Source organism: Leifsonia sp. 115AMFTsu3.1 (assembly GCF_004362795.1).
In the GTDB taxonomy this organism is placed as follows: domain Bacteria; phylum Actinomycetota; class Actinomycetes; order Actinomycetales; family Microbacteriaceae; genus Leifsonia.
The window spans coordinates 590,646-604,170 of record NZ_SNYB01000001.1; the positions used below are offsets into that span (position 1 = coordinate 590,646).

Sequence of the window (13,525 nt, forward strand, 5' to 3'; positions counted from 1 at the left end):
TTTCGGTAACCTGCGCTTGCAGAACCGAAACGTTTTTGTACCCGATACACCTGCACACATCCCGAAACTCGACGAGGAGACAACACATGGCAACGAAGAGGTTGCGCGGCGCGACCCTGGGCCGGCGGCTGATCGCCGGCGCGGTCGCCGCAGCCACGATCGGCGCACTCGCCGCCTGTTCAAGCGGCGGCGGATCGACAGATGGAGAGCCGAGCGGGAAGCTGCAGCTTCTCGTATCGAGCAGCGACGCCACGGACGCCGGCTTCCGGGCGATCAACGAGGCCTTCGAGAAGCAGTACCCGAAGGTGGACGTCGTCTTCTCCACCGTCTCGAACGACAACTATCCCGCGACCAAGTCGTCGCGCCTCACGGCGGGCAACCTCGACCTCTTCGTCGTGAAGGGCCTCATGGAGACGCCGTCGTACGCGAAGGACGCGGCCACCGACGACGCTCGTCTCGCCAAGGCGGGCGGCCTGGTCGACCTCACGGGCGAGTCGTTCCTCAAGCAGTACACACCGACCCTGCTCGACACGCAGGCGATCGACGGCAAGCAGTACGCGGTCCCGACCGGCGTCAGTTACTACACGGGCGTCTTCTACAACAAGAAGATCTTCGCCGACAACGGGCTCACGATCCCGACGACCTGGAGCGAGTTCACCGCAGTGGTCGACGCCCTCAAGGCCAAGGGCGTCACGCCGTTCGGCATGGGCGGAAAGGACAGCTGGCCCGCCGGGCTGCCGATGCTCGCCTCCGTCACGGCGAACTATCCGACGCTCGCCGACAAGCAGCAGCTGGCCAAGGACCTCTGGACGAACAAGGCCAAGCTCACCGACCCGACCGAGGTCAAGGTGCTGAAGCAGACCGAGTACGTGCTGCAGAACTCGCAGGAGGGAGCTGCGGGAGCCGACTACACGTCCATCCCGTCGGGCTTCGCTGCAGGTGACTTCGCGATGACCGTCGACGGCACCTGGGACCAGCCGACGATCGACGCGGCCGTCGCCAAGAAGTTCGACTACGGGTACTTCCCGTTCCCGGGTTCCGACAACGCGGCGGACAACGCCCTGCTCAACGGCAAGACGGAGCTCCAGCTGGCCGTCCCGACCTCGGCGAAGAACAAGACGGCGGCGCTCGCGTGGCTGAAGTTCTTCTCCGACAAGAAGAACTACGAGCTGTTCCTGCAGAAGTCCGGCTTCTCGTCGGCTCAGCCCGGAATCTCCACCAGCGCGTTCCTCCAGTCGATCGGCGACTACACCAAGTCGTACGAGCCCGCCTGGGACCAGGTCTGGTTCGCCAACAACAAGGCGGGCCAGGACGCGGTCTTCCCGTTCAACTACCCGGCGCTGAGCCCGCTCGGCTCCGCAACGCCCGAGCAGGCCGCCGAGGCCGCGCAGAAGGCGTGGTCGGCCGCCGGCTGACCCTCTGTCGGGAGGGTGGCCGACCACGGGCCGTCCACCCTCCCGGGAGTCGAGAGACACATGACTGAATCGTTCCCCTTCCCCCGCCGCACGCCGGTCCGCGTCACCTTCGGGCTCGGGATGCTGCTGCTGGGCATCTTCGGCTTCGTTCCGGCGGTCGGCGTGCTGATCGCCTCGCTCACCGACCTGCGCGGCCTCCCCGGCCTCCCGATCAACTTCGTCGGCCTGCAGAACTACATCGACTTCTTCTCGCCCGCCAAGTGGGCGGACAGCGCGAACGCCCTGCGCAACACGATCATCTTCGCCGTCGTGAGCACGGTGCTGCAGATCGTCGTCGCTCTGGCCGTCGCGGTGCTCCTCAACCGTCGGCTGAGGGGCCGTAACTTCTACCGGGCCGTGGTGTTCATGCCCACGATCCTGGGCGTGACGGTCACTGGGCTGGTCTGGTCGCTGATCTTCAACGTGAGCGGCGGACCGGCCGCATCCCTGCTGGGTCTCTTCGGCGGGCACTCCGCGTTCTTCGGAGACCCGAAGCTGGCGCTTGCCCTGGTGATCCTCGTCCAGGTGTGGATGGTGCTCGGCGTCTCGGTCATCATCTTCCTGTCCGGCCTCCAGGCCGTTCCGGAGGAGCTCAACGAGGCGGCGGAGATCGACGGGGCGAGCGGCTGGCAGCGCTTCCGCAGCATCACCATCCCCCTGCTGGCACCGTCCATCACCGCGAACGTCCTGCTGGGCATCGTCAACGCGCTCCAGAGTTACCAGCTCATCTACGTGCTCAGCGGTCCGAACAATCGCTCCACCCAGGTGCTCTCCCTGCTCGTCTACGTGCAGGGCTTCGGCGGCGCCTCGGGGACGACGCTGTCGCAGTCGCAGGGCTATGCGGCGGCCGTATCGATGGTCCAGTTCTTCCTGGTGGCCATCGTCTCGATCATCGCCCTGCTGATTCTCCGCCGACGGGAGGCGAGACTGTGACGACGACCACCGAACAGGTGACGACCCCGACGACCGAGTCGCTGCCGGAGGCATCCGGCCCACACCGCGCCACGGTGTCGCGCCGTCGCCGGCGCCGGCCGATCGGCGCGTACATCTGCGCGCTCATCCTCATGGTCGTGTTCCTCTTCCCCCTGCTCTACCTGCTCAACACCGCGCTGAAGTCGCAGGCGGAGTTCGTCGCGAACCCGGTCGGGATCGTCTCCAACCCGCAGTGGGGCAACTTCGCGACGGCGTGGGAGAAGGGCGACTTCGGCGCATACATCCTGAACAGCGTCCTCTACACGGCGGCCGGGTCGGCGATCGGCACCCTCCTCACCCTGGTGCTGGCGTTCCCCGTCGCACGCGGTTACATCCGCGGCGCGAAGTACTGGTCCATCGTCTTCGTTCTGGTGCTGTTCCTGCCGAACGCCCTGATCACCCAGTTCCAGCTGCTGCTGCGGCTCGGGCTCTACGACACGCAGCTCGGGTACATCCTGCTGGTCGGTGTGGGTGTCGGCGTCGGGCCCCTGCTGCTGAGCGGGTTCGTGAAGTCCATCCCGCGCGAACTCGACGAAGCGGCCGCGATGGACGGCGTCGGCTACTGGCGCTACCTCTTCACGTTCATCCTGCCACTGGCCCGGCCGGCGCTGGTGACCGTGTTCATCCTGCAGGCCGTGTGGATCTGGAACGAGATCATCCTCGCGACCGTCCTGCTCGCCGACCCCACCAAGTTCCCGGTGACCGTCGGGCTCTACGCCTTCAAGGGGACGTACGGCAACCAGTGGCCGCTGCTCGCGGCCGCGACCTTCATCGTCGCCGCCCCGCTCATCGTCGGCTACATCTTCATCCAGCGCTACCTGGTCAACGGCGTCGTCGGCGCCGTCAAGGGCTGACCCCGTCCACGCATCACCCCATCCGCTAGAGAGGTCCTGTTGTCCACCACCATCCCCGCCCGCACCGCCGCCGTCGCCATCCCGTACGCGCTGGAGCGCATCGGCATCGTCATGGAGCCCGACCCGGCCGACCCGCGCCAGGTCGAGGGTGTGCTGAACCCCGCGACCGTGCAGGACCCGGACGGCACGGTGCACCTGTTCCCGCGGCTGGTCGCCGAGCAGAACGTGTCGCGGATCGGGCGGGCGCGTGTCGTCGTGACCGACGGTGTGCCGACCGGCGTCGCGGACCTCGAGATCGCCCTCCAGGCGCAGCGGGGATGGGAGCACGGCACGGCCCACGGCGGCGTGGAGGACCCGCGCATCACCCCGCTGAACGACCTCGGCGTCCACGTGATGAGCTACGTCGCGTTCGGGCCGCTCGGACCGAAGCCCGCCCTCGCCGTGTCGACCGACGGCCGCGAGTGGACGCGGCTCGGCCCCATCCAGTTCGCCTACGACGACGCCCTCGACACCGACCTCAACCTCTTTCCGAACAAGGACGTCGTGTTCTTCCCGGAGGTCGTTCCCGACCCGGAGGGTCGCCCGAGCTTCGCCATGCTGCACCGGCCCATGTGGGACTTCGGGTTCGTCCGGCCGGACGAGCGACCGCCGCTTCCCGCGGGCGTGACGGACGACCGCGCGAGCATCTGGATCTCCTACGTGCCGGTGGACGACGCCGTGCAGGACATCACCGCGCTCACCCGCCCCGGGGGCCACCGCTTCGTCGCAGGCCCCGAGTACGAGTGGGAGGCCCTGAAGATCGGCGCCGGCCCCGCTCCGCTGCGGGTGCCCGAGGGCTGGCTGCTGCTCCACCACGGCGTCACCGGCAGCCTGCCGGGCGGATCGTTCGTGCCCCAGGCGTTCACCGTCCGCTACGTGGTCGGCGCCATGCTCCTCGACGCCGACGACCCCTCGCGCGTGCTCGCCCGCACGAGCGAGCCCCTGATGGCCCCGGAGACCGCGGACGAGACCGCGGGAACCGTGGCGAACGTGCTCTTCCCCACGGCGATCGAGAAGATCGACGGAGAGCATGTCGTCTTCTACGGCGCAGCCGACACGCGGATCTGCGTCGCCCGGCTCGTCCGCATCCCCTGACCCACCTCCAGCGAACAAGGAGTCCAACGCAATGACGCGTCATCCCGAAGACCCGAACGCTCCACGTCCAACGCTCCTCCGCCGCTCGCGCCTCTCGGCGTTCGTGGCCTTCCTCGTCGCGGCCCTCCTGAGCGCGGCCGGTCTCGCAGCACCCGCCCAGGCGGCGGACCTGCAGACGGACGTCTCCACGATCGTCACCCGGCTGCAGGACTACTACCTGAGCCAGGGGGATGAGGTGCAGATCGCCAACGGCATCTACCTGGCGCAGACCAGCAATGCGCTCGATTACGTCGCTTCGCAGAACGCGGACGGCTCGTGGTCGGACGTCAACTACCAGGACACGACGAGCTCGGCGAACGGCAAGACGTGGGATGCCTACAAGGCGCTCTACCGGATGGTCGCCATCGCCCAGGCCTACCGCGAGACGTCGGCGAAGGGCTACCACGACCCCGCGCTGATCGCCGCGGAGGAGCGCGCACTCGCGTACTGGGATCAGGTGAACCCGGGGAACACGAACTGGTGGGAGACCGAGATCGGCGAGTCGATCGCGATGGGCCGCATCTCGATCTTCGTCGGCGACGAACTCAGCGCCGATGCCGCAGCTCTGGCGATCAAGCACAACCAGGGCAAGCTGGACCCGGCCGGCGCGAACGGCGCCTGGCGCACCTCCGACTACCTGTACAAGGCGCTCGCCACCCGCGACGCCGCCGCGATCACGGCGGGATTCGCCACGATGGTGCAGACGGTGGCCGTCGACGACTCCGGCACGGTGCAGGAGGCGGTGCAGCCGGACTCGACGTTCTGGGCGCACGGCGCGCAGCTCTACAGCGAGGGCTACGGGATGGCCCTGTTCACCATGGTGGCGATGTGGGCGGACTCCGCCCGCGGCACGAGCCTGGCCTTCACGCGCGACCAGCTGGACACGATCGCGTTCTACATCGTCGACGGCACCCGCTGGCTGATCCGCGGCGAGATCGAGATGCTGTACCTCCTCTACCGGCCGGCGACCACGGTCGACGGGGTCACCAGCTACGGCGCCGTCTTCCTGGATCCGCTGGACCGGATGGCGCGCACCGACCCGCTGTACGCGACGGCCTACCGGCAGATGGCCGACAACATCCGCGGGAAGACGGCCGGCAACGGCGTCACCGGCGACAAGTACTTCTGGCGCTCCGAGTTCTCCTCGCACCAGCGGGCGGACTACGGCATCGTGACCGGTCTGAACTCGAGCCGGACGGTGGGAAGCGAGTACCGCTCCACCCTCCGCAAGGACGTCGGCAACGAGGTCGTCTGGAACCGCACGGGCACGACGGCGATCCAGGTGACGAACAAGGAGTACACCGACCTTGGACCGGCGTTCGACTGGTATCACTACCCCGGCACGACCGTGCCCTACGTGAAGGAGACCACGCTCGGCAAGGACGGCCGCTCCGCCAACGGCGGCGCGTTCACCGGCGGCGTCTCGGACGGCACCTACGGTGCGAGCGTGGAGAGCCTCGACCGCGCGGGCACGCAGGCGCAGAAGAGCTACTACTACTTCGACGACGAGATGGTGGCGCTCGGCGCGGGCATCCAGTCGTCCTCGACCGCGCCCATCCACACCACGGTCAACCAGGTCGCCGCGAAGGACAACGCCTCGGTCGACGGTCAGAAGGTCGCGCCCGGCACCGACGGGAAGGTCGTCTCCGATCCGTCGTGGGCCTACAACGACAAGGTCGGGTACGTGTTCCCGTCCGACCAGGCGGTGACCGTGTCCGACAAGACGCAGACGGGCAGCTACTACGGCGACCAGCCGGAGAGCCACGACGCGTTCACGCTGTACTTCGATCACGGGACGAAGCCGAGCGCCGCCGGATACCAGTACATCGTGCTGCCGGCGAAGTCGGCAGCGCAGACCCAGGCCTACGCCGCGAACCCCGCCGTCAAGATCCTCCGCAACGACACCTCGGTGCAGGCGGTGCAGCATCCCGGGCTCAAGCGGACGATGGCGACGTTCTACCGCGCCGGCTCGCTCGACCTCGGCGACGGCCGCACGCTCTCGGTGAGCCAGCCGAGCATCGTGATGCTCGACGAGTCCTCCGGCACCCCGGTCGTGAGCCTGTCGAACCCCAGCCAGCCCGGCCTGCTCGTGGATGTGGCGCTGAGCGGGGGCGCGTCGGCGTCGCGCGGCACCTTCGTGCTCGGCACCGGTGCGAACCTCGGGAAGACCGTCACGGAGCCGCTGGTGGCGGACGACTCGGACGGCTCGCCCTACACGGCGAGCGGTTCGGTCGCGGGCCACGGCCCCGCGCGTGCGGGTGATGCCGACCAGACGACCGCGTGGCAGTCGTCCGGTGCGGCCCCGTGGCTGAGCCAGCGGCTCGCCGCCGGCACCTACGCCATGGGTGCGGACATCGACTGGGGCGCCGACTACGCCACGCGCTTCCTCATCCAGACCTCTCTGGACGGGACGACCTGGACCGATCAGTCGCTGGTCCAGAACGGCACGGGAGGACACCAGCACGTCGACTTCCCGGCGGTCGCGGCGAACTTCGTCCGCATCCTGCCCGTGGACGGACCGGGAGGCGGCTCCTACACGGTGACCGAGTTCGCGGCGTTCGCCCGCGCGAACCTCGCGCTCGGCGCGCCGACCACCGCCTCCGATGGGACGAGTCCGGCGAGCGCGACCGACGGGAACGCGACCACCCGCTGGATCGCCGACCGGACCGGATCACCGGATACCTCGTGGCTCCAGGTCGACCTCGGCAGCATCCGGAAGATCGGCGCCGCGAGGCTGTACTGGGAGGCGTCCTACGCCAGCCAGTACAAGATCCAGGTCTCGGATGATGGCAGCACCTGGCGCGACGCCTACACGACGCCCGCCGCCGGAAGCGATGGCGGCACCGACCTCGTCGCGCTCAACGCCACAGGACGGTACGTCCGGATGCAGACCGTGAAGCGGGCGCTCACCACCTACGGCGTCTCGGTGTGGGAGTTCGAGGTGTTCGGCGACAGCGCCATCACCACTGCGCCCGCCTCGGCCGGGCGGGTGAACCTCGCTCTCGGGAAGCCCACCACGGCGGACAGCGTGTACAACAACCTCGCGAACGTGCAGGCTCCGGCGGCGACGGACGGCTCGAAGACCACCAAATGGTCTTCCGCCCGACCCTCCGGCACGGCGCCGTACACCAACCGCAACTGGCTGCAGGTCGACCTGGGCACGGTCCGTCCGGTGTCTCAGGCGGTGGTCGAGTGGGAGAGCGGCAACTCCACCGACTACCAGCTCGAGGGATCGGTGAACGGCAGCGACTGGACGCCGCTGGCCCGCGTGCAGAACACGGGCACCGCCGACCACCGCCGCGATACCACCTCGTTCCCGACGGCAGAGGTGCGGTACGTCCGCGTCATCGGGTCGCCGGCGACCAAGTACGGACTCAACATCTGGGAGTTCGAGGTGTACGGCGGATACAGCCTGGCGTGCCCGGCGCCGGTGAACGCGGACAGGGACAGCATCGCCACCCTCGCCGCGACCGTCACCCCGCTCGTCGGCGGCGACTCCTTCACGGCGTACTCGCTCGACCCGTCCGTCGCTGCGGTGGCGTCCGCACCCCAGGCAGCCGCCGATGGGACGGTCTCCGTCGGCCTGAAGACCGGGGCGCCCGGCACCACGTCCGTCGTGCTCGTGCACAGTGCAGGGGACGAGTTCGTCCGCTGCCCGGTCACGGTGGCGGTCGACAAGAGCGCTCTGCAGGCACAGGTGGATCGGGCCAACGGTCTCGACAGCACGGTGTACACGCCGGCCACCTGGTCGCCCGTGCTGCCCGCGTTGGAGGCCGCGAAGGCGACGCTCACGGCGGCCGATGCCACACAGCCCGCGATCGACGCGAGCACCGCTGCGCTGAAGGCGGCTCTCGACGGTCTGCGCGCCACCGCCGTCGTCAGCGCACCCGCTGTCAGCACGAAGTGGGGGACTGCGGCGACGGTCACCGTCACGGTCACCTCACCGCTCCCGGTCTCCGGGAAGGTCGCTCTCACCGAGGGGGACAAGGACCGCGGGGTCGCATCCCTGACGGGCGGTGTCGCCACGTTCACCCTGCCGCCTGGTCTCGCAGCGGGCGACCACGTGCTGACCGCGACCTACAGCGGCAGCGACACGGTCGCCGGTGCCAGCACGACGCTGACCGTCACCGTGGTGCTGCCTGCCGCCTGGAGCAAGACGACGTCCTACAAGACGGGCGACATCGTCAGCTACAAGGGTTCCGTCTACAAGGCGGGGTGGTCCACGAAGGGCGAGCAGCCCGGGCTCAGCAACACCGGAGCCTGGCAGGAGCTGGCGATGACGGAGAGCGGTGCCGCCGTGTGGACGCCGTCCCGCGTCTTCGCTGCGGGTGACACCGTCGTGTACCAGGGCAAGACCTTCCTGGCCGGCTGGTACAGCCGTGGCGATGTCCCGGGGTCGGTGACGGGACCGTGGCAGGAGATGGCCGCCGCACCGGACGGCACCGCGTTGTGGACGCCGTCGCGCATCTTCACCGCGGGCGACCGGGCCAGCTACAAGGGCGTCGTCTACGTCGCGAAGTGGTGGACCCGCAACCAGGCTCCGGGTGACGTCAACGGCCCGTGGGCCGTGGCGCGGTAGCGGACGGGGCGCCGAGGTGGGAGCCGGTTCGGGTCCGGATCCCGCCTCCGGCGCCGCCCAGCAGCCGGGGGAGCGGCGCATCACCATCGCGGACGTCGCCGCGCGAGCGGGTGTCTCCAAGAGCGCCGTCTCGTTCGTCTTCAACGGTCGTCGCGGCCTCAGCCAGGTGACGACCGACCGCATCGTGCGGGCGGCGCGGGAGCTCGGCTGGCGGCCGAACTCCCGCGCCCGGGCGCTCTCGGCGCGCCGGCCGCGGAGTGCGGGCGTGGTGATCCGCAGTGACGGTTCGGGAGCGGACTCCGATCTGGGCGGGTTCCTCCACGGGCTCGGGGATGCGCTCGCCGCGACGGGCGCCGTCCTCGTCGTCCGCGTCGTCACGACGGGCGTGGAAGAGCAGGAGGTCTACGCCGGATTCGTCCGCGAGTCCCAGGTCGACGTCGTCCTTCTCCTCGGCATGCGGATCGGCGACGAGCGTCCGAACGTTCTGACGGCTCTCGGTCTGCCGTTCGTGGTCGCCGACGATGCGGGGGCGTCCGGGGCCGACGCGGAGGGGATGCGGCTGGCGATCCGTCACCTGCACGCGCTGGGCCACCGGCGGATCGCGCTGGTCGCCGACGGAGCGCTTGCCCGGTCGGTCCGGCGGATCGCCGTGTTCGTCGAGGAGTCGCGCCTCCTCGACGTGGACGCCCGCGTGGTCTGTGCCGACTCATCTCCGCCCTCCGTCGCGGCCGCCAGTGTAGGTCTCCTCGATGGAACCGTCCCGCCGACCGCGATCCTCTATGAGTGCGACGTCCTCGCGGCCACCGGGATGCAGGCCGCACAGCGTCGGGGCATGGCCGTCCCGGAGGAGCTGTCGGTCATCGGTCTCGAGGACGGCCCGATCGCCCTCGCGACCACACCCTCCCTCTCCGCCGTGTGCAATGACGCCGACGCCTGGGGCCGGGCATGCGGACGCCTCCTGGCCGACCGCATCGGCGGTGGAGAACCCCACGAACTCGTGCTTCCTCCCCTTGAACTCGTCGCGCGGGGCAGTACCGGCCCGCGACCCCATCCACTCGACCACGAAAGGTCCCGCTGATGCCCCGTCTCGTCGCCTTCGATCTCGACGACACCCTCGCTCCGTCGAAGTCGCCCGTCCACCCGCGGATGGCCGCGCTGCTCGGACTCCTCCTCGAGGTGAAGGAGGTGTGCGTGATCTCGGGAGGCCGGTTCGAGCAGTTCCGGGACCAGCTGCTCTCCCGTCTGCCCGCGTCTGCGCCGCTGGAACGCCTCCACCTCATGCCGACCTGCGGGACGCGCTACCTGAACTGGGACGGAGCCCACTGGCGCCTCAGGTACGCCGAGAACCTGAGCGACGCCGAGCGGGAGGAGGCGCTCGCCGTCGTCGAGGAGGAGGCGTCCCGCCTGGGATTGTGGGAGGCGGGCACGTGGGGGCCGGTCATGGAGGACCGCGGCTCGCAGATCACGTTCTCCGCGCTGGGCCAGTTCGCCCCCGTCGCCGAGAAGTCCGCCTGGGATCCGGCCGGAACGCGGCGCAGCAACCTGCGCACGGCGGTGCAGTCCCGGCTTCCCGGGCTGGAGGTGCGCGCGGGCGGTTCGACCAGCATCGACATCACGCGGCGTGGCGTGGACAAGGCCTACGGGATGAGGAGGCTCGCGGCGATCACGCACATCCCGTTCTCGGACATGCTCTTCGTCGGGGACCGTCTCGACCCGGACGGCAACGACTATCCGGTGCTCGCGCTCGGCATCCCGACGCGTGCCGTCAGGGACTGGACGGAGACCGCGTCCCTCATCGAGGAGGTGATCGCCGCGGCGTGATGTGGCGGGGCGCGGTCGCTAGCCTCGTCGCGCCCGAATCGCGAGCGTGACCTAACCTCTCCGAGAATCCCGCCGAACGGGCGCGCTTCTGGAGCGCTGTGGCGGACCACATGCCGCTGGGAGTCGGTACGCGCGTAGCCGATGAGCTCCATCTCGACCGCGCACCTGTCTCGTAAGCAATCTTCATGACGCTGGTACCGGCTCTGGGCTGGACACAGACTCATGAGACTCGAAAGCACTTGGTTTCGTGACCTCAGCAAGCTCGCGGCATCCCAGTGAGACATTTTAGAACCGTAGGGTTGTAGGACGGGGATCGTTATTGCTCGCCTCCTTTTACTCCTCGGTCCTTGGTGACCACTAACGTTCAGAGTGACTCTCATTGAGGGCCAGGAGGAGGTGAACCGGCATATGCCAACTGAGGGAGTGGACCAGGCGCGAAGGGGCCCTGTGATGTCGGTACTCGACGTCATAGAGAACTTCTTCGGGGAATACCCGACGGAGCATCAGGTCATGTCCTTACAGCTGTCGAAGGTCGATGAGCTGCGAGATCGGGTTCTTGAATATGCGGCAGCGGCCGTTGAGGAGCCAGTCCCAGAGGGTTGCGTCTATCTCGGCGGGTGGCTCGGTGCACATTGGGGCACAGGTGCCATGGAGCCCGAACGGACGCTCGCTCTGCTCTACTACTTTCGTGTCCTCGTTCATGATCCGCTAGCCGACTATTTCTTCTCTGACACCGATCGGTTGCGCTCAAACCATCCTGTGCACATGGGGCGGGGCGTGACCGTTCAAACGGTTGGCCCCCGTGAAATGGCTGAGACTCAGTCGTACGGGGCCATTCGAGCGGATCCAGACGAGGCGAAGTCGCGGCTCTGGCAGATAATCACCTCTGTTGTGTCTGCTGAGCCGCTGCTCCGTTCGGGTGTTCTACAAGCGAGGCCCCAATTCCCGGTTTTACTCTCCCGGAGTCAACCTTTGGAAGCTTCCGTGCGGCATGACCTGCGGGACCCTGCGATGTGGCAGGTCTATCGCCGCTACGACGATGCACCAGCAGAGCAACAGCTGCAGGTATGGGACAACATTCGCGGCGGCCGGGTAACAATCAATGAACGCGGTTACCACAATGACTCGAGTCTGGTGGCTGAGCCCTCGTACTACTACCTCGCAAAGACCCTCGGTATCGCGGACAACTACGGCGCGGTGTATGCCCCAGACACGCCGGCGTCGCTCGATCTGTTAAGGGCTAAAGCATCCCGCCTCAGCGCCAAAATCGATGGCCGGAACGTTCCTCTAACAACGTTGCCGACCGTCGCAGAGCTACTCGTTCCCGGCCTTGCACTCGATCTGCGAACGGCGGTGAAGATGAGACAGTCTGAAGCGGACTTCGAGGACTGGCGGCGAAGCCTCCGAGAGCTCGAACGAGCATGCCGTGATGATGATCCCGCCGAATTGGTGGCGCACGTCGAGGATTCGTTGCTTCCGCAGGTCGAGAAGCTGAGCAAACGGGTGAACGCGTCCTCGACGCTCTCGTCCTTGAGGACTATGGGGTCCAACTTTGCGATCACTGGTGGTGTCGACCTCGCTGCCGCTGGCATGACGGGGGACGCATCGGTTGCCAAGGCTATTGCGGTTTCCGCAACTACCGGAGTGCTTCAATGGATCTACTCCGCGTACAAGGCGCCCAGACTCGGGGGCCGCGATGCGATCCTCGGAGCTCTCTTGAAAGGGACGCGGTGAGGTGCAACGGACCGTGGTGACAACCGCTACTGGCATTCTGGCTGCGCTCAACGGGCTGTCCTCGGGGGTTCAAACGGTCGCGAGCCTACTTGCCGTCATTTTGGCGGTCTGGGGGATTAGAATCGCCGGCCAGGCCGCCCGAGATCAGCGAGACAATCGAAATTTCGGCCCTGAAAAGGCGGCCGCCGACGACTTCGAACTTGCCCTATCCAAACTCAGCCCAGAGGCGTTCCTCGAGGTCGGGGTCGCCCCAAACATGACAACTGGCTTCACGGCCTTAGGGGAGGCTCAGACGCGCTTCTCAAGTGCGATTCGAGATCCAACCATTGGGGGCTACTTCACGTCGCGAGGCGTGCAAGTCATCTACGTAGCGCGAGATTGGAGCGAGGGCCGACTCTCATTTGAAGAAGCGCGGGTCACTATCGCGTCGGCCCTAACTGGGATACGACTCGCGGTGCACAACTGGCCGTATCCGGAGCGGAGGCGTGACGTCCTGCTTGAGGTTTATGAATGGATGATTCAGAACCACTATGACCAATCAGTCGTCATCAAAAACCGTCACCTTCAGATCGCAAGATGGATGCAGACTTCTTACCCTTCGCCGAGCCGCACCCGGCAAAGGGTTCGAGGGGCCATGCTGTGGCTGCGCGTGGTCCTTTACGACATTCGCGCCGGCCAACTGGGTGCGCGCATCTCTGAATGGCGCACTGCGCGCAAAGAGGACGTGGCTGCACGAGCAAAGTGGGGCAAGCCGGCGAAGACGCGGCAAAGCACTCTCCGATGGTGGTGACGGAGAGCAGCTGGCACTAGCTGGAATCGCACATATTGGACCGGCTGCGAATGGAAATCAAGGCTCTGCTGTCCTTGAAGTATGAATACTCAAGCCCAATAATGGATTGCCCCATCCGGTACGCGTGCGCGGAAGGGCTCTGCGACGT

Annotated in this window: 9 protein-coding genes; all 9 read left to right on the forward strand. The window is 67.5% G+C overall.

Annotated elements, in window-relative coordinates; translation table 11 throughout:
- The first annotated feature begins 86 nt into the window (after positions 1–86).
- Positions 87–1,415, forward strand: coding sequence for an extracellular solute-binding protein (locus tag AXZ95_RS03005; RefSeq protein WP_018189519.1), 1,329 nt, complete (start codon positions 87–89; stop codon positions 1,413–1,415).
- Between the two features lie 60 nt (positions 1,416–1,475).
- Positions 1,476–2,387, forward strand: a complete 912-nt coding sequence (locus AXZ95_RS03010) for a sugar ABC transporter permease (RefSeq protein ID WP_018189520.1) — start codon at positions 1,476–1,478, stop codon at positions 2,385–2,387.
- Positions 2,384–3,280, forward strand: a complete 897-nt coding sequence (locus AXZ95_RS03015) for a carbohydrate ABC transporter permease (protein ID WP_018189521.1) — start codon at positions 2,384–2,386, stop codon at positions 3,278–3,280. The genes AXZ95_RS03010 and AXZ95_RS03015 overlap by 4 nt, the downstream gene beginning before the upstream one ends.
- Before the next feature lie 39 nt (positions 3,281–3,319).
- Positions 3,320–4,414 (forward strand): hypothetical protein, encoded by a 1,095-nt coding sequence (locus AXZ95_RS03020; protein WP_018189522.1) that lies wholly within the window; start codon positions 3,320–3,322, stop codon positions 4,412–4,414.
- Positions 4,415–4,445: 31 nt separating this feature from the next.
- Positions 4,446–9,032 (forward strand): polysaccharide lyase family 8 super-sandwich domain-containing protein, encoded by a 4,587-nt coding sequence (locus tag AXZ95_RS03025; RefSeq protein ID WP_018189523.1) that lies wholly within the window; start codon positions 4,446–4,448, stop codon positions 9,030–9,032.
- Positions 9,033–9,048: 16 nt separating this feature from the next.
- On the forward strand, positions 9,049–10,110 hold the full coding sequence (locus AXZ95_RS03030) for a LacI family DNA-binding transcriptional regulator (protein WP_018189524.1): 1,062 nt from the start codon (positions 9,049–9,051) through the stop codon (positions 10,108–10,110).
- Complete coding sequence (locus tag AXZ95_RS03035; RefSeq protein ID WP_018189525.1) at positions 10,110–10,853, forward strand: HAD-IIB family hydrolase; 744 nt, start codon at positions 10,110–10,112, stop codon at positions 10,851–10,853. The genes AXZ95_RS03030 and AXZ95_RS03035 overlap by 1 nt, the downstream gene beginning before the upstream one ends.
- Before the next feature lie 450 nt (positions 10,854–11,303).
- Positions 11,304–12,587: a hypothetical protein gene (locus AXZ95_RS03040; protein WP_133638777.1), complete on the forward strand. Its 1,284-nt coding sequence runs from the start codon at positions 11,304–11,306 to the stop codon at positions 12,585–12,587.
- Between the two features lie 13 nt (positions 12,588–12,600).
- Positions 12,601–13,377 carry a hypothetical protein gene (locus AXZ95_RS03045; RefSeq protein WP_133638779.1) on the forward strand — a complete coding sequence of 259 codons (777 nt, stop codon included), beginning with the start codon at positions 12,601–12,603 and terminating at the stop codon, positions 13,375–13,377.
- Positions 13,378–13,525: the final 148 nt, after the last annotated feature.

Excerpts from the sequence above, each read along its gene's own strand:
- AXZ95_RS03005 (WP_018189519.1), top strand. The coding sequence starts at position 87 with ATGGCAACGAAGAGGTTGCGCGGCGCGACCCTGGGCCGGCGGCTGATC.
- AXZ95_RS03010 (WP_018189520.1), top strand. The coding sequence starts at position 1,476 with ATGACTGAATCGTTCCCCTTCCCCCGCCGCACGCCGGTCCGCGTCACC.
- AXZ95_RS03025 (WP_018189523.1), top strand. The coding sequence starts at position 4,446 with ATGACGCGTCATCCCGAAGACCCGAACGCTCCACGTCCAACGCTCCTC.
- AXZ95_RS03035 (WP_018189525.1), top strand. The coding sequence starts at position 10,110 with ATGCCCCGTCTCGTCGCCTTCGATCTCGACGACACCCTCGCTCCGTCG.
- AXZ95_RS03040 (WP_133638777.1), top strand. The coding sequence starts at position 11,304 with ATGTCGGTACTCGACGTCATAGAGAACTTCTTCGGGGAATACCCGACG.